Origin of the sequence: Dietzia sp. KRD202 (assembly GCF_017168155.1) — a bacterium.
GTDB classification, from domain to species: Bacteria; Actinomycetota; Actinomycetes; order Mycobacteriales; family Mycobacteriaceae; genus Dietzia; species Dietzia kunjamensis.
The window spans coordinates 116527-138426 of the sequence record NZ_JABFAN010000018.1; the positions used below are offsets into that span (position 1 = coordinate 116527).

21 protein-coding genes are annotated in these 21900 nt (G+C 72.1%); 8 read left to right on the top strand and 13 right to left on the bottom strand.

Annotated features, from left to right (window positions below):
* Positions 1–115: 115 nt before the first annotated feature.
* The 4 genes from J1M64_RS14410 to sdhC are packed head-to-tail and all read right to left on the bottom strand — an operon-like array spanning position 116 to position 3587.
* Positions 116–907, bottom strand: coding sequence for a succinate dehydrogenase iron-sulfur subunit (locus tag J1M64_RS14410; protein ID WP_067712166.1), 792 nt, complete (start codon positions 905–907; stop codon positions 116–118).
* Positions 907–2676 carry a succinate dehydrogenase flavoprotein subunit gene (sdhA, locus tag J1M64_RS14415; protein WP_067712170.1) on the bottom strand — a complete coding sequence of 590 codons (1770 nt, stop codon included), beginning with the start codon at positions 2674–2676 and terminating at the stop codon, positions 907–909. Before sdhA ends, J1M64_RS14410 begins: the two co-directional genes overlap by 1 nt.
* 57 nt (positions 2677–2733) lie before the next feature.
* A complete protein-coding gene (locus J1M64_RS14420) occupies positions 2734–3165 on the bottom strand; it encodes a succinate dehydrogenase hydrophobic membrane anchor subunit (RefSeq protein ID WP_067712174.1) in 432 nt (143 codons plus the stop codon).
* Between the two features lie 14 nt (positions 3166–3179).
* On the bottom strand, positions 3180–3587 hold the full coding sequence (gene sdhC / locus J1M64_RS14425; protein ID WP_083249443.1) for a succinate dehydrogenase, cytochrome b556 subunit: 408 nt from the start codon (positions 3585–3587) through the stop codon (positions 3180–3182).
* Between the two features lie 189 nt (positions 3588–3776).
* On the opposite strand from sdhC, the gene J1M64_RS14430 reads away from it, so the two are divergent.
* Entirely contained in the window at positions 3777–4229 is a 453-nt protein-coding gene (locus tag J1M64_RS14430) for a cytidine deaminase (RefSeq protein WP_067712178.1), read from the top strand.
* An 11-nt stretch (positions 4230–4240) separates the two neighbouring features.
* Positions 4241–5539 carry a thymidine phosphorylase gene (locus tag J1M64_RS14435; protein ID WP_096905903.1) on the top strand — a complete coding sequence of 433 codons (1299 nt, stop codon included), beginning with the start codon at positions 4241–4243 and terminating at the stop codon, positions 5537–5539.
* A 38-nt stretch (positions 5540–5577) separates the two neighbouring features.
* On the opposite strand, the gene J1M64_RS14440 is transcribed toward J1M64_RS14435, so the two are convergent.
* Genes J1M64_RS14440 through J1M64_RS14460 form a run of 5 tightly spaced genes read right to left on the bottom strand, consistent with a single transcriptional unit; the run spans position 5578 to position 9032 of the window.
* Positions 5578–6798 (bottom strand): hypothetical protein, encoded by a 1221-nt coding sequence (locus tag J1M64_RS14440; protein ID WP_173674777.1) that lies wholly within the window; start codon positions 6796–6798, stop codon positions 5578–5580.
* Between the two features lie 24 nt (positions 6799–6822).
* Positions 6823–7203, bottom strand: coding sequence for a YbaB/EbfC family nucleoid-associated protein (locus tag J1M64_RS14445; RefSeq protein WP_067712187.1), 381 nt, complete (start codon positions 7201–7203; stop codon positions 6823–6825).
* The gene (locus J1M64_RS14450; protein WP_069388393.1) at positions 7200–7466 is read right to left on the bottom strand and encodes a hypothetical protein; all 267 of its coding nucleotides are present in this window, start codon (positions 7464–7466) and stop codon (positions 7200–7202) included. Before J1M64_RS14450 ends, J1M64_RS14445 begins: the two co-directional genes overlap by 4 nt.
* Positions 7466–8662, bottom strand: coding sequence for a C40 family peptidase (locus J1M64_RS14455; RefSeq protein ID WP_206474542.1), 1197 nt, complete (start codon positions 8660–8662; stop codon positions 7466–7468). The genes J1M64_RS14450 and J1M64_RS14455 overlap by 1 nt, the downstream gene beginning before the upstream one ends.
* Positions 8663–8666: 4 nt before the next feature.
* On the bottom strand, positions 8667–9032 hold the full coding sequence (locus tag J1M64_RS14460) for a type VII secretion target (RefSeq protein ID WP_119191958.1): 366 nt from the start codon (positions 9030–9032) through the stop codon (positions 8667–8669).
* A gap of 112 nt (positions 9033–9144) precedes the next feature.
* On the opposite strand from J1M64_RS14460, the gene upp reads away from it, so the two are divergent.
* Complete coding sequence (gene upp, locus J1M64_RS14465) at positions 9145–9768, top strand: uracil phosphoribosyltransferase (protein WP_067712199.1); 624 nt, start codon at positions 9145–9147, stop codon at positions 9766–9768.
* Between the two features lie 38 nt (positions 9769–9806).
* Here the strand turns inward: upp and J1M64_RS14470 are convergent, their stop codons facing one another.
* The 3 genes from J1M64_RS14470 to J1M64_RS14480 are packed head-to-tail and all read right to left on the bottom strand — an operon-like array spanning position 9807 to position 12699.
* Positions 9807–11315 (bottom strand): phospho-sugar mutase, encoded by a 1509-nt coding sequence (locus J1M64_RS14470; RefSeq protein WP_307872451.1) that lies wholly within the window; start codon positions 11313–11315, stop codon positions 9807–9809.
* 11 nt (positions 11316–11326) lie between these two features.
* Complete coding sequence (locus J1M64_RS14475) at positions 11327–12160, bottom strand: purine-nucleoside phosphorylase (protein WP_206474543.1); 834 nt, start codon at positions 12158–12160, stop codon at positions 11327–11329.
* A 5-nt stretch (positions 12161–12165) separates the two neighbouring features.
* Entirely contained in the window at positions 12166–12699 is a 534-nt protein-coding gene (locus tag J1M64_RS14480; protein WP_206474544.1) for a gamma-glutamylcyclotransferase family protein, read from the bottom strand.
* 150 nt (positions 12700–12849) lie between these two features.
* Here J1M64_RS14480 and J1M64_RS14485 point away from each other — a divergent pair, with 150 nt between their 5' ends.
* From J1M64_RS14485 to J1M64_RS14500, 4 genes are all read left to right on the top strand, one after another.
* A complete protein-coding gene (locus J1M64_RS14485; RefSeq protein WP_067712206.1) occupies positions 12850–14256 on the top strand; it encodes an NAD(P)H-quinone dehydrogenase in 1407 nt (468 codons plus the stop codon).
* Between the two features lie 138 nt (positions 14257–14394).
* The gene (locus J1M64_RS14490) at positions 14395–15414 is read left to right on the top strand and encodes an iron ABC transporter substrate-binding protein (RefSeq protein ID WP_069389278.1); all 1020 of its coding nucleotides are present in this window, start codon (positions 14395–14397) and stop codon (positions 15412–15414) included.
* Positions 15415–15478: 64 nt separating this feature from the next.
* A complete protein-coding gene (locus tag J1M64_RS14495; protein WP_241504356.1) occupies positions 15479–17026 on the top strand; it encodes an iron ABC transporter permease in 1548 nt (515 codons plus the stop codon).
* On the top strand, positions 17023–18141 hold the full coding sequence (locus J1M64_RS14500; RefSeq protein WP_206474546.1) for an ABC transporter ATP-binding protein: 1119 nt from the start codon (positions 17023–17025) through the stop codon (positions 18139–18141). The genes J1M64_RS14495 and J1M64_RS14500 overlap by 4 nt, the downstream gene beginning before the upstream one ends.
* A 70-nt stretch (positions 18142–18211) precedes the next feature.
* Here the strand turns inward: J1M64_RS14500 and glpK are convergent, their stop codons facing one another.
* Entirely contained in the window at positions 18212–19771 is a 1560-nt protein-coding gene (gene glpK / locus J1M64_RS14505) for a glycerol kinase GlpK (RefSeq protein WP_206474548.1), read from the bottom strand.
* Between the two features lie 101 nt (positions 19772–19872).
* Here glpK and J1M64_RS14510 point away from each other — a divergent pair, with 101 nt between their 5' ends.
* Positions 19873–21648: a glycerol-3-phosphate dehydrogenase/oxidase gene (locus J1M64_RS14510; protein WP_206474550.1), complete on the top strand. Its 1776-nt coding sequence runs from the start codon at positions 19873–19875 to the stop codon at positions 21646–21648.
* Positions 21649–21900: the final 252 nt, after the last annotated feature.

Here is a 21900-nt window from a genome sequence, read left to right on the forward strand (position 1 = left end):
CGAGGGAAGGAAACGGCGGAGGGGCCGCACTCTCCGTCTGTGGAGAATGCGGCCCCGGCCGGTGCTGCGAGGCGACGTCGGAACGACGCGCGCCGGCGTGGTGGCTACCCGGTGATCAGCGCGCGAACAGCAGCGCGCGCTTGACCTCCGTGATCGCCTTGGTCACCTGGATTCCACGCGGGCACGCGTCGGTGCAGTTGAAGGTGGTGCGGCAACGCCACACCCCCTCGGCGTCGTTGAGGATCTCCAGCCGATCGGCGGCGCCCTCGTCACGCGAGTCGAAGATGAACCGGTGCGCGTTGACGATCGCCGCCGGCCCGAAGTACGACCCGTCGGCCCAGAACACCGGGCAGGAACTCGTGCAGCAGGCGCAGAGGATGCACTTGGTGGTGTCGTCGAAGCGGGCCCGGTCCGTCTGCGACTGGATGCGCTCGGCGGTCGGCTGGTTGCCGGAGGTGATGAGGTAGGGCATCACGTCGCGGTACGACTTGAAGAACGGCTCCATGTCGACGTACAGGTCCTTCTCCACCGGCAGCCCGCGCAGTGGGGCGATGGTGATGGTGACGGGCTTGCCGTCCTTCGGGAGCATGTCCTTCATCAGAACCTTGCACGCCAGGCGGTTCACACCGTTGACCTGCATGGCGTCCGAGCCGCAGACGCCGTGCGCGCACGATCGACGGAACGCCAGCGATCCGTCGATGTAGTTCTTGACGTACGTCAGCAGGTTGAGCAGACGGTCGGACGGCAGCGCCGGGACCTCGTACTCCTTCCAGCCGGCCGAGTCCGGATCCTCCGGGTTGAACCGGGCGATCTTCAGCGTGACCATGGTCGAGCCGGGCGGCACGGGACGGTTGGCGCCGGGGTCCTTGCCGTCGTTGGCCTTGGTGGTGTCGACTGCGGTGCTCATCAGTACTTACGCTCCATCGGCTCGTAGCGGGTCTGCACAACCGGCTTCCAATCCAGCCGGATGTCGGAGAGCAGGTCGAGACCGCCCTCCTTGAACGCCATCGTGTGTTTCATGTACGTGGCGTCGTCGCGGTCCGGGAAGTCCTCGCGGGAGTGACCGCCGCGGGACTCCTTGCGGTTGAGGGCACAGACGACCGTGACCTCCGCCAGCTCCAGCAGGAAGCCCAGTTCGACGGCCTCCAGGAGCTCGGTGTTGAAGCGCTTGCCCTTGTCCGAGACGGTGACGTCGGCGTAGCGGGCCTTGAGGGCGCGGAGCTCGTCACGGGCCTCGGTGAGCGACTGCTCGGTGCGGAAGACCGACGCCTTGTCGTCCATCATGGCCTGCATCTCGCTGCGGATGTCCGCGGCGTTCTCGCTGCCGTGCGGGGCGAGCATGCGCTCCATCCAGTCACGGACCATCTGCTCGGGCTCGGCGGGCAGCTCGACGAAGTCATGGCCCGCGGCGTACTCGGCGGCGGCGATGCCGGCGCGGCGGCCGAACACGTTGATGTCCAGCAGCGAGTTGGTGCCCAGACGGTTGGAGCCGTGGACGGACACGCAGGCGCACTCGCCCGCGGCGTAGAGGCCGGGGACGACGTCCTCGGAGTTGCGCAGCACCTCGCCCTGCACGTTGGTCGGGATACCGCCCATGACGTAGTGGCAGGTGGGGAAGACCGGTACGAGCTCGGTCACCGGGTCCACGCCGAGGTAGGTGCGCGAGAACTCGGTGATGTCGGGCAGCTTCTCCTCGAGCACGTCGGCACCGAGGTGGGTCACGTCGATGTAGACGTAGTCCTTCTCGGGGCCGGCGCCGCGGCCCTCGCGGACCTCCAGGACCATCGAGCGGGCGACGATGTCACGGGGCGCGAGGTCCTTGATGGTTGGGGCGTAGCGCTCCATGAAGCGCTCACCGTCCGCGTTGCGCAGGATGCCGCCCTCACCGCGGACGGCCTCGGAGATGAGGATGCCCAGGCCGGCGAGGCCGGTCGGGTGGAACTGGTGGAACTCCATGTCCTCCAGCGGAAGGCCCTTGCGGAAGACCACGGCCATGCCGTCACCGGTGAGGGTGTGGGCGTTGGACGTGGTCTTGTACATGCGGCCCGAGCCGCCCGTGGCGAAGACGGTGGCCTTGGAGTGGAACACGTGCAGGTCGCCGGAGGCGAGCTCGTAGGCGACGCAGCCGGTGGCGACGGGGCCCTCGGGGGTCTCGGTGAGGCACAGGTCCAGGACGTAGAACTCGTTGAAGAACTCGACGTTGTGCTTGACGCAGTTCTGGTAGAGCGTCTGCAGGATCATGTGACCGGTGCGGTCGGCCGCGTAGCAGGCGCGACGTACGGGAGCCTTGCCGTGGTCACGGGTGTGGCCGCCGAAGCGCCGCTGGTCGATCTTGCCCTCGGGCGTGCGGTTGAACGGCAGGCCCATGTTCTCCAGGTCGATGACGGCGGTGATGGCCTCCTTGGCCATGATCTCCGCGGCGTCCTGGTCGACGAGGTAGTCGCCACCCTTGACCGTGTCGAACGTGTGCCACTCCCAGTTGTCCTCCTCGACGTTCGCGAGGGCGGCGCACATGCCGCCCTGGGCGGCGCCGGTGTGGGAGCGGGTGGGGTAGAGCTTGGTGAGGACGGCGGTGCGGGTACGCGGGCCCGACTCGATGGCCGCGCGCATACCCGCGCCGCCGGCGCCGACGATCACGACGTCGTACTGATGCTGGTGGACCTGACGATCGGTCATGGGTTACTCAGTGCTCGCTTTCGGAAAGGTGAAGTCCGCAGACGAAGACGGCCGCGGTCAGAGGTCGTAGGCGAGGCCGAAGATGGCGTAGGTGCCCAGGACCAGGACGAGGCCGGTGGCGACGAACAGGATCGAGTTGAGCCAGAACCGGGTCGAGTCCTTGCGGGAGTAGTCCGCGATGACGGTGCGGACACCGTTGCCGCCGTGGAGCATGGCCAGCCAGAGCATGAGGAGGTCCCACACGGCCCAGAACGGGCTCTGCCAGCGGTCCGCCACGTACGCCCAGTCGATGCGTTGGACGCCCTCGTCGATCATCAGACCGACGGTGAGGTGACCGATCGTGAGGATGACCAGCGCGACGCCCGAGTAGCGCATGAAGATCCACGCCGAGCGTTCGAAGTTGCCGCGCGAGCGCAGGCGGGGCGAGCGCGGCTGCGCCAGGGAGGCCGGCCGGTCGTAGGACGTCTGGAGAACAGGTGCGTCTGCCATGGTGATCGTTCCCCTTAGAGGTGCTGGAAGAGAAGGAAGAGGAGGCGGGCGGTGGCCGCGGCGAACACCACGACCCAGATCGCCAGGACGGCCCACAGCATCTGACGCTGGTACTTGGCGCCCTTCGACCAGAAGTCGACGAGGACGATCCGGAGACCGTTGAGCGCGTGGAAGAGCACGAGCGCGACCAGACCGATCTCCATGAGGCCGACGATCGGGGTCTTGTACGTGTCGATGACCGCGTTGTAACTCTCCGGGCTCACCGTGACGAGCGCGGTGTCGAGCACGTGTACGAAGAGGAAGAAGAAGATCGCGACGCCCGAGATGCGGTGCGCGACCCAGGACCACATCCCCGGGTCACCCTTGTAGAGGTTGAGCTTCTTTGTGGGGGCCGGACGCGCCGGCGCCTGCGCAGTACTCATGGGCTTGTCGTGCCTCCGAATCGTCTGGGCCTGATGCCATCGGCGCGCGTTCCGGCCCGAGAGCACAGCGGGCGCCTACTAGGACTTTAGACCTGAGATCTGACTAGGCGAAAGCAGGGTGGGTACCGTGGACCGAGCGGGTTCTCCCAGTTAGGGAAGCCTAAAAGATGTTACCGAGGGGTAAGCCAGGTGTCCCAGGACGAAACCGCAGCACAACACAACGCGATCGTCGCCGGCCTCACCGACGCCGCCCTCGCCGCCGCACGGGGTGCCTACCGTCCGTACTCCGGGCTGGGGGTGGGGGCCGCCGCGCTGGCCGTTGGCCCGGACGTGGACCCGCCCGCCGGCGACCCCGACGGGCGGGTACGGATGGTCGTCGGGTGCAACGTCGAGAACGCCTCCTACGGCCTGACCCTGTGCGCCGAGTGCTCGCTCGTCTCCGACCTCTACCGCACCGGCGGCGGGAGGCTGCTCGAGCTCGTCGTCGTCTCCCACACCGGGGACCCCCTCGCGCCGTGCGGACGCTGCCGACAACTCCTGCACGAACACGGCGGCCCCGGGCTGGTGGTCCACACCGCGCGCGGCGCGGTGCGCCTCGCCGAGCTCCTCCCGGACGCCTTCGGACCGGGGGACCTGCGGTGAGTGGCTCCGGGATGAGCGCGCGACACGACGCCGTGCGGATCATCGAGGCCAAGCGGGACGGGCGGGAACTCGACGACGACGAGATCGACTGGATCGTCGACGGGTTCACCCGCGGGGTCGTCGCACCCGAGCAGATGTCCGCGCTCGCGATGGCGATCTACTTCCGCGGGATGACCGACCGGGAGATCTCCCGGTGGACCACGGCGATGGTGGGCTCCGGAACCCGGATGGACCTGTCCGATCTGACCCGCGGCGGCAGGGTGGTGCCCACCGTCGACAAGCACTCCACCGGCGGCGTGGGCGACGCGATCACCCTCGTCCTGACACCGCTGTTGGCGACGTGGGACGTGGCCGTGCCGCAACTGTCGGGCCGGGGGCTCGGCCACACCGGCGGCACGCTCGACAAACTCGAGTCCATCCCCGGGTGGCGCGCGGACCTCGACGCCGACGAGATGCGTGCCGTCCTGACGCGGACCGGGGCCGTGATCTGCGCTGCCGGGGCCGACCTCGCCCCCGCCGACCGGGCCCTCTACGCGCTGCGGGACGTCACCGGCACCGTCCCGTCCATCCCGATGATCGCCGCGTCCATCATGAGCAAGAAGATCGCCGAGGGCACCGGTGCGCTGGTGCTGGACGTGAAGTTCGGCTCCGGCGCGTTCCTGCCCGACCCCGCCGACGCCGCCGAGCTGGCGCGGGTGATGGTCGGGATCGGCGCCGCCGCCGGTGTGCGGACCAGTGCCCTGGTGACCGCCAATAACACGCCCCTCGGTCGCGCCGTGGGCAACGCGCTCGAGGTGGCCGAGGCGCGGGAGATCCTCGCCGGCGGGGGGCCTGCCGACATGGTCGACCTGACCTGCGCGCTGGCGCTCGAGGCGCTCGCCGCGGTGGGGATCCCGGACGCCGACCCGCGTGCCCGGCTGGCGGACGGGCGGGCCATGGACTCCTACCGGGCGATGATCTCCGCGCAGGGCGGGGACCCGGACGCGGTCCTACCGCGGGCGGCGCACGTCGAGGAGGTGCGGGCCCCGGCGTCGGGTCCGATCAGGTGGGACGCGCTCGGGGTCGGTCGCGCGTCGTGGTTGGCCGGGGCGGGGCGGACCCGCCCCGGCGAGGCGGTCGACCCGGGCGCGGGCGTGATGCTGCACCGCGTCGAGGGCGAACACGTCCGCGTCGGCGAGGTGGTGGCCACCGTCCACGCGGGCGACACCGCACGGTTGCCGGCCGCACTCGACGAGGTGGCGGCCGCGTTCGGGACGGGCCCGGATCGCGGTCCTGCCGGCGTGGTGACCGAGCGACTGCGCGGCTGGTGACCGTCCGGGAACGGACGCCGGGGACGACGCACCCCGGATCAGGCGAGGTCGGGCGTGGTGACGAGCTTCTCGACGTCGTCGACCAGGTCGCGCCACTCGGACGCCTCGTCGTCATACGGTGCGGTCGGCTCGAGCAGCTTGGCGTCGTCGGGGTTGAGGACGTAGTGCAGGTAGCGCCGTAGCGCCGACCCGCGCCCGGTCACCGACGCCTCGAGTTCGGCGTCGCCGACGTAGTTGGCCAGGTCGGTGACGAACTCGACCGCCAGGCCGAGCTGCTCGGAGTCCACCATCTCCGGCCCGACCTCGATGTCGCGGTCGAGCCCGGCCAGGACGTACACGTTGTCGTCTGTGACGTGCACGTCCAGGCTGCCGTCGGTCGCGGCGATCTTGACGCGCTCGTAGGTGGCCACCCGGCTCAGGGTGTCGTCGTCGTTGTCGGCCAGGTAGCGGGACAGGCCGCGCGCACTGGTGAAGACGTACGCCTGGTCGCCGTCGCCGAGGAACACCGGCCGGTCGCCCAGGTAGCAGCGCAGACTCAGGTACTCCTGGTCAGCGAACACGATCCTGACGGGGTCGATCCCGACGCTCTTCCAGAGCGAGCCGTCCGGGTACCCGGTCGGGGCGGGCTCGGGCTCCGGCTCCGGCTCGGGGAGCGCGGCCTCGGCGGTCTCCAGGTCGTGGCGCGCACGCTCGACCTCGGCGCGGTCGATCTCCGGGGTGGTCATGACGTCCTGGATGGCGTCGAGGACGTCGTCCCAGCCCTTGGCGACCGTCTTGCGGATGGATTTCCACAGCTTGAGCCCGTCGCGGCCGTAGAACTCGTCCATGCCGTGCGTGACGGACGCAAGCACCGGGTTGCCGTTGAAGAACTTGGTGACGGTGTCCAGTTCGCACACCTCGCCGATCGAGCGGGCGATCGCGAAGGACTGATCGATCTCGTCGACCGACGACTCGGTCGGATCGTCCCCGAGGAGCTCGAGGACGCCGACGAGGTCGTAGCAGTTCTCCTCGGCGGCGCGGAAGGCGAGCACGTCCGATCCGGCGAACTCCTCCCACGAGGGGTGGTCCTGCAGATCGTGCTCCGCGCCGCTGCGGACCAGGGCGAGGAGTTCGGCCGTCGAGTCAAAGGCGTAGAGGTCCTCGTCCAGCCCGAGGAACGCCTCCCAGTCGTCGTTGTCCTCCCGCCAGCTGGGTGCCCAGAGGGTCGTGACGTCTCCCTCCGGGAGACCGAGCTCGATCGGGACGATGTCCTTGGCCATGCCGGTCAGCATATCCACGGCTAGTCAGGCGGTGCCACGGCCCGCCGGGGCGGGGTCGGTGTGATGACGGGCGGCGTCCTCGGCTGCCCGCCTCCGACCGCTCACGGCGAGGGCCACCGAGCCCGAGACCAGCTCCGCGCGACGGGTGTTGGCCTGCTCCACGGCAGCCGACGTGGCCTCGAGGATCGACGCCGCGACCACCTCGGACCCGTGCCTGCGCAACCCGGGCGCCAGCACGAGGTCCACCACGCTCCCGCCGGAGTCCGCGGTCGCGGTGGCGAGTCGGTCCCGGCTGGTCGTCGAGATGCGCAAGGTCTCCAGCTGGTCGTGTGCCGACTCCCACTCGGTCGCGATCCCGCGCAGACGATCGAGGAACGCCTCGACGTCCAGTCCTCCGGCGCTCACCTGACAGACCCGCCCGGCTCGTCGCCCGGGTCCCTCTCGTCCCAGTCCCTCTCGTCCCAGTCGTCGGCGGCGAGGCGTTCCAGCAGATCGCGGGCGTCGCCCGCGGCCGCGGTGAGGCTGCGCAGGACCGCGCGCGCCACCTCCGCGGGCGGGCGGTCGAGGAGGGCCTCCGGAAGGGCCAGGCCCACCGGGACGCCGTCGGTGCCGACCTCGGCGACCACCCCGGTCATCGGGTCGGTGTGCCGGCAGCTGTCGGGTGCCATCAGCCGGTCGGACGGTAAAAGCCGTGGAACGACATGCCGATATTGTCGGTGCGGAGCCCGGACACCGCTACAGGGTCCCCGGCCTCCACGATCTGACCGTTGCCGATGTACATGGCGACGTGGCCGTCCCACACGAGCAGGTCACCGGGCAGGACGTCCTGCGGGGACACCTGGACACCCACGCCCTGTTCCTGGGCCAGGCGGGGGATCTCCACACCGGCGTCCCCGTACGCCCACTGCGTCAGGCCACTGCAGTCCAGCCCCTGGCCGGGAGAGGTGCCGCCCCACACGTACGGCACACCCTGCTGACTGAGCGCGTTGCGGACAGCGCCGGCGGCCTGCTCGTTGGGGGCGGTGACGACCGAGCCGTCGGGCAGGGTCACCTCGGTTCCGCCGCCGATCACCCCGGACCCGGCGTCACCGAACCCCGCCGTCCCGGGCACGAACCCGGACCCGGCGGCGGACTCCGCCGCGACACCCGACGAGCCACTGTCGAACGAACCGCCGTCAAACGAGCCGCCGCCCGCGCCGTCCGCGCCGCCGCCCGCAGCCAAGACCGCGCCGCCCGCGTCGCCGCCCGCAGCGAAGACCGCGTCCGGACCGGACTCGGTGTAGGCGACCATGGTGGCGTCGATCGCGCCGCCGGTGCCGGAACCGGCCCCGACCGTGCCCGGCATGCGGGGGGCCGGGGGGATACCGGCGGCGATGGCCCGCATCTCCGCGGTCGGCACCCTCAGCTCGGTCTGGACCCGCTCGGCCACCTGGATCCCACGCGCGAGGTGCTCGGCGGCCAGCCCGAGGAGGCCGGCCTGTCCCGGCGGGGTGAGGAGGGCCGGCCCCATGGCGGCCGCACGGGCGAGGAACTGCTGCACAATCCCTATCACCTCGACAGTCCCCCGGACCACGATCTCCGCGGCCACGGCGGTGACCCGCGCGATCTCCGCGGCGGACTCGCCGAGCGCGCCCATCGTCCGGCCGACCTCGGCGATCGAGTGCGCGGCCCCCAGGGAGGCCAGGGAGTCCCACGACTCCGACAGCAGACGTTCCAGCGGCGGGCCGAGTTGCTGCGCGGCCTCGAGTCCGTCACTGACCGGCCGCATGATGTCCTGCGCCTCGGCGGGGACGAACTCCTCCGCGGACAGCAGATCGAGGATCTGTTTGATGGGGCCGGCGTAGGCCAGCGCGTCGGCGATCACCGGATCACACCCACTTCCCGGTGAGATCGGCGCCGGCGGCGCCGGCGGCGCCGGCGGCACCGGCGGCGCCGATCGCCGCAGCGCCGGCGGCGTCGGACTCGTCGAAGAGCCTGGCCGTCTCCAACACGAGCTCCCCGGCGGCGTCGGTGACCCGCGTGAGCCCGGCCAACACCTCGCGGTGCCGCGCGGTCGCCGCCATGAGCGCGGACATGAAGTCGGCGCCCACGGGCCCGACCACGGGCGTCACCGCCTCGATCGGCAGCCCGTCCACCGCCTCGAGCGCACCCCCCAGCGTGTCGGCCAGGGTGGTCAGCCCCGTTCCCAGTTCGCGTAAACCGTCGACATGGACGTCGATCGCCCCGTCCGTCATGTCCTGCGTCCCCTCGTCGTTCTCTCTCGTCCCGTCACAGGGTTCGACGCGTCGAGAAGACGATCCGGTTCCAGCCGGTCCGGGATTTCCTCCGTATGGAATCCTGACGGGCATGGACATCACCGTCGTGGATCACCCGCTGGTCGGGGACCGGCTCCGTACGCTGCGCGACTCCGCCACCGACACGGCCGGGTTCCGCGCCGCGATGGACGCCCTCGGCACCATGCTCTGCTACGAGGCCTTCCGGTCGGTACCGACCACCGAGGTCACCGTGAGCACCCCGATCACGGACACGACCGCGGTCGCGGTGGACGGCGTGCCGCTCGTGGTGCCGGTGCTGCGGGCGGGCCTGGGCCTGTTGGATCCGGCCACTCGTCTGATGCCGGGCGCGCAGGTCGGGTTCATCGGCCTCGCGCGCGACGAGGAGAGCCACCAGCCGGTGTCGTACCTGTGCTCGCTGCCCGAGGACCTGGCCGGACGTCACGTCGTGGTCCTGGACCCGATGCTCGCGACGGGCGGATCGCTGGTGTCGACGCTGGAGACGCTCGCGGTGCGCGGCGCGACCGGGGTCACCGTGGTGTGCGTCCTGTGTGCGCCGGAGGGGATCGAGGCGGTGCGCGCCTCCGGGCTGGCCGCGACCCTGGTCACCGCGACGATCGACGAGCGCCTCGACGAGAACGCCTTCATCGTCCCCGGCCTCGGCGACGCGGGCGACCGCCTCTTCGGCCCCCGCTAACCGGCAACCGCCAACCGCCCACCGGTAAGCGCTGAGCGCTAGCCGCCCACCGCGCCTGCGACCGCATCACCGAGCCGCGCGAGCCGGCGTGCGGCGTCGCGGCGGTCCGACGCGGAGGGCCCGGGCGGGGTCCACGCCTCGACGTACGTCTTGAGCAGCGGCTCCGTGCCCGAGGGCCGCACCACCGCGCGCGCACCATCCGAGTCCACGCGGATGCCGGCGGTCCCCTCCAGCGGTCGGACCTCGCCGGCGGTGGTGAGAAGCCCGGCCGCCCGCCTCAGCGCCGCCGCCGGGTCCGCGTCGTCCGCCAGGGGCAGCGACACGTTGCGCCGGAGGTGCGCCCCGAACTCCGTGGCCAGTGCGTCGAGTCGCGCGCCGACCGTCGGTCCGCCTGATCCGACCATCGCGCACCACACCGCGGCCGCCGAGACCCCGTCCTTGTCGGCCACGACGTCCGGCAGGACACAGTGCCCGATGGCCTCCTCGTAGGCGTACCGCAGCGGCTCGCCGGCCCGCACGAGCCACTTGAACCCGGTCAGCGTCTCCACGTGCCGACCGCCGCGCGCCGGGACCAGCAGCGACGGCACCCGCGAGGAGACGATCGTCGATGCGACGACCGGCACACCGAGCTCGTCGCCCGCGGCCGACCCCGGAAGCGGCGCGCGCAGCAGATGGTCGGCGAGCACCGCGCCCGTCTCGTCGCCGTCGAGCATCCGCCACCGCCCGTCCGGGTCGGCGAACCCCACGGCGCACCGGTCGGCGTCCGGGTCGAGCGCGATCGCGACGTCGGCGTCGATCCGCGCCGCCAACTCCAGCAGCCGCGCGGTCGTCCCGGGCCGCTCGGGGTTCGGGGAGGCGACGGTGGGGAAGTCCGGGTCCGGGTCCGCCTGCTCGGCCACCAGCGTCACGTCGAGCACGCCGATCCCGGCCAGGACGCGGCGGCAGAGATCGCCTCCGACCCCGTGGACGGGGGTCAGTGCCACGCGGGGCGGCCGGGCGGGCCGTGGCAGGGCCGTTACGACGGAGGCCACGTAGTCGTCGACGAGCACGGGGTCCATCCGCACCGATCCGGGTACGGCCGTGGGGACGGCGACCCCCTCCCGCGCCGCGGCGTGCAGGTGCCGCTCGATCCGGGAGTCGGTCGGCGGCACGATCTGCGCGCCGCCGCGTCCGTAGACCTTGATGCCGTTGTCGCTCGCGGGGTTGTGGGAGGCGGTCACGACGAGCCCGGCCACCGCGCCGCGCGCGCGGACCGCCGCGGCCACCACCGGGGTGGGGACGGGCGCGCCGGGGACGACGACGACGAGGTCGTGCGCCGCCAGCACCGCAGCCACCACGTCGACGAATCGGGCCGACCCGTGCCGGGCGTCCCCGCCCACAATGACCGTCGACCCGGGTGGTTCATGTTCCCGCAGGTACCGGGCGACGGCGGTGGCCACGAGGGTGACCGTCTCGTCGTTCATCCGGCCGGGCCCCGGCCCCAGGGGAGCGCGGACGCCCGCGGTGCCGAAGGTCAGCGGTGCGGGATCGGGAACGGGCGCGGTCACGGGTGTGCCCCTCAGCAGCGGGCGACGGCGGGGACGAGGGCGCGCAGGGCCCCGGTGAGGCGGGCGGATCCGGCGGCTCCGGCGGCGAGCACCTCCGAATGGTCCAGCGGCTGCCCGGTGACGCCGGCGGCGAGGTTGGTCACGAGCGACACCGCGACCACGTCGAGGCCCAGCCCGCGGGCGGTGATGGTCTCGGGCACCGTCGACATGCCCACGAGGTCGGCGCCGAGGGTGCGGAGCATGTTGATCTCGGCCGGGGTCTCGTACTGGGGGCCGGGCATGGCGGCGTAGACGCCCTCGGAGGGGCGGCCCGCGTCCACCGCGGCCATCGCGTCGGCGGCCGCCGCGCGCAGGCGTGGGGAGTAGGCGTCGACCATGTCCACGAACAGCGGCCCGGTGAGCGGCGAGCGAGCGGTGAGGTTGAGGTGGTCGCGGATGAGGACGAGGTCACCGACGGCGAGGTCGTCCCGCAGCCCGCCGGCGGCGTTGGTGAGCACGAGCGCCCGCGCTCCGGCGGCGGCCGCGACGTGGGCGGGGTGCACGACGGGTCCGGTACCCCGGCCCTCGTAGAGGTGGGTGCGCCCGGCCACGGACAGCAGCGGCACCCCGTCGACCAGGCAACTGGTGACCGTCCCGCGGTGCCCGGCGACCGCGGGTGTGGCGAACCCGGGGAGGTCGGCGGGGGCGATGGTCACGGCGGAGCCCGGGTCGGCGAGTCCGGTCACGACCTCGGACCAGCCCGACCCCAGGACCAGGGCCACGTTGTGGTGCCCGCGGCCACTCAGGTCGGCGATCCGGGCGGCGGCCGCGCGGGCCTCGTCGGTGGGCGTCAGCAGGGGCGCCATCCGCGTCAGGCGCCGGGGCCGACGTTGCGCGACGGGCGGGTGCGCAATTCGTGCACGTACTTCTCGGGGGCCCCCGCGCACTCGGCGGCGTCCGCGAGCAGGCCGAGGTAGCGCGCGGACGGCAGACCTCCCTCGAAGGCGTCCATCACGTACAGCCACGCGAGCACGGTGTCGTCGGTGCCGGCCGGGGCGATGTCCACGGCGAACTCGGACTCCTGCGCGTCGACCGGGGGACCGTCGGGCACGGTGGGCCGGCGCGTGATGCGGACCCGGATCTTGCGGGCGGGCATCCGGTCCGTGCCCTCCCAGCGGTCGAGGGCGCGGACGTCCTCGTCGGGGACGTCGTAGAGCACCACGAACACCCTGGAGTCCGGGTCCTCGACGACGGTGGCGACGGCACCCTCCCACGTGGGGTCGTCCCCGGCGAAGGTCAGGCGCCAGCCCTTGAGCCAACCCGTCCCCGCGAAGGGCGAGTGCGGCGCGCGGGTGTTCATCTGATCGGGATACATGTTCGTCCCGTACGCGGCGTAGAGAGGCACGCCCACAACCCTAGCCCCTTCGGCGGTGGCGGCCAGATGTCCCGGCGTCCCCGATCGTGGCGTTCGACTACCGTGTACGGCGGACGTGACGCGATCCGCCACAGCGGGCTGCGGCGCCCGGCCCTTACCCCTGTGAGCCGTGGAGGACATGTGACGCAACGCATCATCATCATCGGCGGCGGCCCCGCCGGCTACGAGGCCGCGCTGGTCGCGGCCCAGTACGGTGCGGACGTCACGATCGTCGACTCCGACGGCATCGGCGGCAACTGTGTCCTGAGTGACTGCGTGCCGTCCAAGACGTTCATCGCCACCACCGGCGTGCGCACGGACATGCGCCGGGCCGAGGAGATGGGCGTCCAGGCGCACTTCGATCCCACCGCCTACAAGCTGGGTCAGGTCAACGGCCGGGTCAAGTCCCTGGCGCGCGCCCAGTCCGCGGACATCCGGTCGCAACTCCAGCGCGAGGGCGTGCGGCTGCTGTCCGGACGGGCCCGTCTGCACGACTCCCAGCCCGGCATGGCCTCCCACCGGGTGGCCGTGACGTTCGATGACGGCCAGGAGAAGATCTTCGACGCCGACGTGGTCCTGGTGGCCACCGGGTCCAGCCCCCGCGTGATCTCGGGCGCGGAGCCCGACGGCGAGCGGATCCTCAACTGGCGTCAGCTCTACGACCTCACCGTGCTCCCGACGCACCTCGTGGTGGTGGGATCGGGTGTGACCGGTGCCGAGTTCGTCTCGGCGTTCACGGAGATGGGTGTCAAGGTCACCATGGTCTCCAGCCGCGACCGTGTGCTGCCGCACGAGGACGCCGACGCCGCCCTGGTGCTGGAGGAGGCGCTCAGTGAGCGGGGCGTCTCGCTGGTCAAGCACGCGCGCGCCGACGCGGTCGAGCACTTCCAGGACGGCATCATCGTCCGCCTCGGGGACGGTCGCACGGTCAAGGGGTCCCACGCCCTCATCTGCGTCGGTTCCGTGCCCAACACCGAGGGCCTCGGACTGGAGAGCGCCGGTGTCGAGTTGCAGCGCAGCGGCCACATCAAGGTCGACCGCGTCTCGCGTACCACCGCGCCGGGCATCTACGCCGGCGGCGACTGCACCGACTTGTTCCCGCTCGCCTCCGTGGCCGCCATGCAGGGGCGCATCGCGATGTACCACGCGCTGGGCGAGGGCGTCAGCCCCATCAAGCTCAAGACCGTGGCCTCGGCGGTGTTCACCCGGCCGGAGATCGCTACCGTCGGCATCTCGCACGCGCAGATCGAGAGCGGCGAGGTGCCGGCGCGCGTGGAGGTCATGCCGCTGGCCGGCAACCCCCGGGCCAAGATGCGCAGCCTGCGCCGCGGGTTCGTCAAGCTCTTCTGTCGCCCGGCGTCGGGCGTGGTGGTCGGTGGCGTGGTCGTCGCCCCCACCGCCTCCGAGCTCATCCTGCCGATCTCGGTGGCGGTGCGGAACCAGCTCACGGTGGGCGATCTCGCGGGCTCGTTCTCGGTCTACCCGTCGATGACGGGCACGATCACCGAGGCGGCGCGCCAGCTCATGCGCCACGACGACCTCGACTGACAGGCATCCGGCGCCCCGGCATCCGGTGCGATGGAGACGATGTCGCGTGCCCTGCGCACTGTCCGGAAGGGCCGTTCAGGTTAGGCTAAGCTCCGTCGACGTCGACGACACGGCGTCGGGAACCGCTAAGGAGCCACAATGAAGCTGCGTCGTGTTGCAGCCCTGGCCGCCGCCGGATCCCTCGTACTCGGGCTGGCGGCCTGCACCTCGGACTCCGACGAATCGGACGCACTGGTGCTCTACTCCGGTCGCAGCGAGAGCCTCGTGGCCCCGCTGATCGAGCAGATCTCGGACTCCACCGGGGTGGACATCGAGGTGCGGTACGCCTCCACCCCGGAGATGGCGGCGCAGATCGCGGAGGAGGGGGAGGCCAGCCCCGCGGACGTGTTCTTCTCACAGGACGCCGGGGCCCTCGGTGCCCTCGACAACGCGGGCCTGCTGCAGCAGCTCGACGAGTCCGTGACCGAGGCCGTCCCCGCGGAATACCGCGCGGCGGACGGCACCTGGGTCGCGACCAGCCTGCGGGCGCGCGTCCTGATCTACGACTCCCGGACACTGGACGAGGCCGAGGTGCCCGACACCATCGACGCGGTCCTGGCCCCCGAGTGGAAGGGGCGCGTGGGCTACGCGCCCACCAACGCGTCGTTCCAGTCCTTCGTCACGGCGCTGCGGGTGGACCGGGGCGACGAGGCCGCCGAGCAGTGGCTGCGGGACTTCCTCGCCAACGACCCGCAGACCTTCGAGAACAACAACGCGCTCCTGCAGGCCGTCGACGCGGGCGCCGTCGAACTCGGTCTGACCAACCACTACTACTGGTACAACTCGGCCGCGGAGAAGGGTGCGGAGAACATGCGCGCCCGCGTGAAGTACATGGCGCAGGGCGATCCGGGTGCGCTGGTCAACGTGGCGGGCGTCGCGATCCTCGCCTCCACGGACCGCCCCGACGACGCCCGCCGCGTCGTCGAGGCGTTCCTGGCCGAGCCGGCCCAGACGTATTTCGTCGAGGAGACAAGCGAGTACCCCGTGGTCCCGGGGATCGCCACGGACGCGGCCGGCCTCCCTCCGCTGGACACGCTCGGCGGCCCGGACATCGACCTCGGTCAGCTGGACGGTCTCGAGCAGACGCAGGCGATGCTCGCCCGCGTCGGCATGATCTGACGGACCGGACATCGACCTGCTGACGCGACTGCGCGGCGGCCGGCCCCTCCTCGGGGCGGCCGCCGTGCTGGCGTGTGCGGCGACGCTCATCCCGCTGGTCTACCTGGTCATCCGGGCGGGCGAACGGGGCCCGGCGTCCGCCGCCGAGGTGCTCGGCTCCGGTCGGACGCTGACCCTCCTCGGCAACACCGTCGTGCTGGTCGTGTTGGTCACCACCGCCAGCGTGATGGTCGGGGTGGGGATGGCGTGGCTCGTGGTCCGCACCGACCTACCGGGGGCCCCGGTCATCGGTGCGCTCCTGTGCGTTCCGCTGGCCACGCCGTCGTATGTCCTCGGCTACCTCTGGGTGGCCGACTTCCCGGAGGTCCTCGGGTTGCCGGGGGCCGTCGCGGTGCTCACTATCTCCTGCTACCCGTACGTGTTCCTCCCCGCCTCCGCCGCCCTCCGGCGGGTGGACCCGGGGCTCGAGGAGGTCGCGCGCACCCTCGGGCACGGCACCACCCGTGCCGTGTTCGGGGTGACGTTCCGACAGATCCGACCGGCGGTCGCCGCGGGCGGGCTCCTGGTGGCGCTGTACACGCTGTCCGACTTCGGGGCGGTCGCGATGCTCCGCTACGAGGCGTTCACACTGGGCATCTACCACTCCTACCGGGCGGCGTTCGACCGTGTCCCGGCGGCTGTCCTGGCGTGCGTCCTCATCGTGTTGGCCCTGGTCGTGATGGTCGGGGAGCGGCGGGCCCGACGCGGCGAGGTCGCGAGGGTCGGCGCCGGGGTCGACTCGGCGCCCACCCGGCTACCGCTGGGTCGCCTGAAGGGGCTCGCCCTCGTCGTCGTCGCCGTCATCCTCGCGGGCGGGGTGTTCGGCCCGCTCGCCGGCCTCGCCCGGTGGGTGCGCGCCGCGGCGAGCGTGGACGTCTCGTGGACGCCGGTGTTCCAGGCCGCCGGCACCACCGCCGGGGTCTCGGCCGTGGCGGCGCTGGCCACCATCGTCCTGGCGCTGCCGATCGGGATCCTCGCGGCGCGCTCGGACGGGATCGTCGCGCGGTCCACCGAGACCATCGCCCAGGTCGGTTTCGCGCTCCCGGGCATCACGGTGGGCCTCGCGGTGGTGTTCGTGGGGATCCGGCTGGTGCCGGGGCTCTACCAGCAGACACCGATGCTGGTGTTCGCCTATGTGGTGCTGTTCCTGCCGCTCGCAGTGGGAGTGGTGCGCTCCTCGGTCAGCGCCATCCCGGTGAGCCTCGAGGACGTCTCGGCCGGCCTGGGCTCCGGGCGTCTGCGCACGTTCGCCCGGGTGGTCGCGCCACTGGCGATGCCGGGGATCCTCGCGGGCGCGAGCCTCGTGTTCCTCAGCGTGGCCAAGGAACTGCCCGCCACGTTGTTGTTGCGGCCCACGGGCACGGAGACCCTCGCCACCGCGATGTGGTCGCACACCGAGGTGGCGGCCTACTCGCAGGCGGCCCCGTACGCCGCCATGCTGGTCGTCGTGGCGGTCATCCCCGCGTTCGTGCTGAGTCGGTCGTTCGGCTGGGGCGCGGGCGGCCGACGCGACCCGGGCACGGCGACCGCGGCCTCGGGCCGGGCGAACGAGACCGAACGGAGCGCGACGTGACCTGGAAACCCAGCCCCGGCGGGGTACTCGAACTCGACTCCGTCTCGGGCGGATACGACGGCTCCCCGGTGGTCCGCGGCGTCGCACTCCGGGTGGAGGCGGGAGAATCGGTGGCGGTCCTGGGCGCCTCCGGATCGGGGAAGACCACGATGCTGCGCATGATCGCGGGCCTGCACCCGGTGTCGTCCGGCCGGATCCTGCTGGACGGCCGCCGCATAGACCGGCTCAGTGCCCAGCGGCGCGGGATCGGGCTGGTCCCCCAGCAGGGCGCGCTGTTCCCCCACCTGGACGTGGCGCACAACGTGGGGTTCGGACTGGTGCCGCCGGGCCCCCTGGCGAGGTGGCGCGGCCGCGCCGAGCGTGCCGAGCGCGTCCGCGAGGTGCTCGACCTGGTCAGGCTGGCGGACCGGGCGGGTGACCGGCCGTCGCAGCTGTCGGGCGGTCAGCAGCAGCGGGTGGCGCTCGCGCGGGCACTCGCCCCCGGAGCCGGGCTGATCCTGCTCGACGAGCCCTTCAGCGCGCTCGACGCGGCTCTGCGCGGAGCGGTGAGAGCGGAGGTCGCGGCGTTGCTCGCCGAGGCCGGGGCTACCTCCATCCTCGTCACGCACGACCGTTCCGAGGCGATGGCGACGGCTGACCGCGTCGCGGTCCTCATCGACGGCGAGCTCGCCCAGGTCGACACCCCCGAGCGGCTCTATCACCATCCGGTCAGCCGCGGGGTCGCCGACCTCTCCGGCGAGACCGTCGCCCTGCCGGCCACGGCGACCGGCGCGACCGCGGAGACGGTTCTCGGCACCGTGCCGCTGGACTCGCCCGCCGAGGGACGGGGGACCGTCCTGTGGCGCCCCGAGAGCCTGGAGGTGCGCGGTGTCGGGGCCGCCGGGCACGAGGTCGGGTACGACGACGGGTACGACGTCGGTTACGACGACGAGGAGATCCGGGGTCACGCCGTGTGCACCGCCGTCGAGTTCGGGGGTGCCCGGACCCTGGTGCGGATGCGATTCGACGGCACCGACCAGATCTGCGCCGTGCCGGTACCCACGGGTCAGCGCGTCGGGACGGGCTCCCGACTGGCCGTGCGTCCGCTGCGGCCGGCGGTCTTCCACGCCGTCTGACACCCCGTCGACCGCACCTGCCGATCGCACCCGCCGACCGAGCGCGCCCATCGCACCGGTCGCCGCCGGGTCAGCCCTCGACGTCCGCCCAGCCCAGCGTCCGCTCGACCGCCTCGTCCCACCGGCGGATCAACCGCTGACGTTCCTCCTCGGGCATCTGCGGCGTCCAACGGCAGTCCTCCCGCCACAGTTCACGGAGCCGGTCGGGGGAGTCCCACTGACCCACCGCCAGCCCGGCGGCGAACGCGGCACCCAGTGCGGTGGTCTCGGTGACCTCCGGCCGGATCACGTCCACCCCGAGGATGTCGGCCTGGAACTGCATGAGGAAGTCGTTGACCACCATCCCGCCGTCCACCCGTAGCGAATCGGCGGACTCCCCGGCGTCGGCGACCATCGCCGCGGCCATCTCGCGGCTCTGGAAGGCCGTGGCCTCGAGCGCGGCCCGCGCCAGGTGCGCCCGGGTGTGGAAGCGGGTCAGGCCCACCATCACGCCGCGGGCGTCCGGCCGCCAGCGCGGGGCGAGCAGCCCGGAGAAGGCCGGCACCAGGTAGCAGTCGCCGTTGTCCTCCAAGGATCTCGCGAGGTCCTCGGTCTCGTCGGCGGTCGAGATCACCCCGAGGTTGTCGCGCAGCCACTGCACCAGTGACCCCGCCACGGCCACGGATCCCTCGAGGGCGTACACGGGATCGGCGTCCCCCAGCTGGTAGCAGACGGTGGTGAGCAGACCGTTCTCGCTGAACTGCGGCGTCGTGCCCGTATTGAGCAGCAGGAACGCGCCCGTGCCGTAGGTGTTCTTGGCCTCGCCCGGCTCGAAGCAGGTCTGCCCGAACATCGCGGCCTGCTGATCGCCGAGGATCCCGGCGATGGGCGTGCCGCCGAACATCCGCCGTGTCGTCACGTGCCCCAGCACGCCGGAGGAGGGGACGATCCGCGGCAGCATCGCCCGGGGGACGCCGACCTCACGGCACAGCTCGTCACCCCACTCCAGGGACCGCAGATCCATGAGCAGGGTCCGCGACGCGTTGGTGACATCCGTGACGTGGAGGGCCGCCTCGCCGTCGTCGCCACCCCGGCGCCCACCCGTGAGGTTCCACACCAACCACGAGTCGATGGTCCCCGCCAGCAGTTCCCCGGCCTCGGCCCGCTCGGTCCCGCGTTCGCCCCGCTCGTCCAGGTGCTCGAGGATCCACCGGATCTTGGGGCCGGCGAAGTACGTCGACAGGGGCAGGCCGGTGGCGGCGCGGAACCGGTCGTCGCCGTCCGGGTGGGCCTCGGACAACCGTGCGCAGATGCCGGAGGTGCGGGTGTCCTGCCACACGATCGCGTTGTAGACCGGATCGCCGGTCTCCCGGTCCCACACCACCACCGTCTCGCGCTGGTTGGTGATGCCGATGGCGGTCACCGCCGCCGGTTCGAGGTCTACGCTGCTCGCGACCTGGGCCATGGCGGCGCGGACGTTCTGCCAGATCTCCAGCGGGTCGTGCTCGACCCAGCCCGCCCTCGGCAGGATCTGCCGGTGCTCGACCTGCGCCGTCGCCGCGGGCACCGGCATGCCCCGGTCGTCGAAGAGGATCGCCCGTGTCGAGGTGGTGCCCTGGTCGATCGCGAGGATGTAGGAGCTGCGAGTCACACGGCCAAGACTACGTCCGCGTTCGCGTGGACACGTCCGCCTCGCGCGTAGAGTCGTCGGCGACGGGCCGGAACCCGCGCACGGCCCCGGAGGGAGCGCCCATGCCCACGACCAGGTCCCGATCGGTCCTCGGCCCCGACCGCCGCGCCGAGGCCTGGCGCAGATTGTCGGAGGACACCTTCGACATCGTGATCGTGGGCGGGGGTGTGGTGGGCACCGGCAGCGCGCTCGACGCGGCCACCAGGGGGCTGAACGTGGCGCTCGTCGAGGCCCGCGACTTCGCCGCCGGCACGTCCTCCCGCAGCTCGAAGATGTTCCACGGCGGGTTGCGCTACCTCGAGCAGCTCGATTTCGGCCTGGTCGCCGAGGCCCTCCACGAGCGCGAACTCAGCATGACGCGCCTGGCCCCGCACCTGGTCACGCCGCTGAAGTTCCTCTTCCCGCTCACCCGTCGGTTCTGGGAACGCCCCTACATGGCCGCAGGATTCGTGCTCTACGACCTGATGGGCGGCTCCAAGAGCGTCCCGCCGCAGAAGCACTACAGCCGCGCGGGAGCGCGCCGGGTGGCCCCGGGGCTGCGCGAGGACGCCGTCGTGGGCGGGATCCGTTACTGGGACACCCTCGTCGACGACGCCCGCCACACTCTCACCCTGGCGCGCACCGCCGCTCACCACGGGGCGGTCGTGGCCAACTCCACCCAGGTGATCGGCTACCTGCGGGACGGCGACCGGGTCACCGGCGTACGGGTGCGTGACGCCGAGACCGGTCGCGAGACCGACGTCCGGGCCGGGGCCGTGCTCAACGCCGCCGGGGTGTGGACCGACCAGCTGCAGAAGATGCTCGGCGAGGAGGGCGGCTTCACCGTGCGGGCGTCCAAGGGCGTGCACATCGTGGTGGACCGCGACAAGGTGGACTCCGAGGCCGCGCTCATCCTGCGCACCGAGAAGTCCGTGCTGTTCGTCATCCCGTGGGGCGAGTACTGGATCATCGGCACCACCGACACCGACTGGCAGCTCGACCTCGCCCACCCGGCGGCCACCGGCGCGGACATCGACTACATCCTCGGCCACGTCAACTCGGTGCTCACCACCCCGATCCGGCGCGAGGACGTCCGCGGCGTGTACGCCGGCCTGCGCCCGCTGCTCTCCGGAGGCGCCGACTCCACCGCCAAGCTCTCCCGCGAACACGCCGTGATGACCGTGGCCCCCGGCGCGGTGGTCGTGGCGGGCGGCAAGTACACGACCTACCGCGTGATGGCCGCCGACGCGGTGGACGCCGCCGTGGCGGAACTGGGGGAGCGGGCCGCCGAGGTGCCGCCGTCGACGACCGAGCGGATCCCGCTGCTGGGCGCCGACGGTTACCCCGGGATGGTCAACCGGGCCGACCGGATCGCCGACCAGTACGAGATCCGCGACGACCAGATGCAGCACCTGCTCGGGCGGTACGGAACGCTCGCCGAGTACGTCCTCGAGCTCGCCGCCGACCGGCCCGACCTCCTCGATCCCGTCGGGGGAGCCGAGCGCTACCTGCGTGTGGAGATCGTGCACGCCGCGCTCGCGGAGGCCGCCCTGCACCTCGAGGACGTCCTCGTGCGCCGCACCCGGATCTCCATGGAGTACCAGCACGGTGGCGTCGACTGCGCCCGGGAGGTCGCCGAGTTGATGGCGGGCGTTCTCGGCTGGGACGACGACCGCATCGCGAGGGAGGTGGAGCTGTTCGAGCGGCGGGTCGCCGCCGAGGAGGCGAGCCAGGTGGCCGAATCCGACGACGAGGCGGACGGATTCCTGCGGCGTGTGCCCGAGGTCCGGGAGTTCCTCGCGGACGCGATCTTCGATCCCGCCAGCGCCCAGCCCGTGGTCGACAGCTCGACCGGCTGACCCGGCCCGACTGGGCGCACCTGCGCGCTCTCGCTTACCTGCGCGCCCGGTCTGCCCGCATTGTGTGGGGGTGCGCGCCTCGAACGGTCCATCGCGGACGCGCAAAGCGCACGGGAAGCGAACCCGGCCGGCGGAACACCGCCCGGGCCCGGCGGAACACCGCCCGCGCTCTGCCGCTGACGTCGCAGAGCCCGGGCCGCCCGGTCAGGTGCTGGCGCTGACGCCGGAGGGCCCCGGCGACCGGAGTCGGTC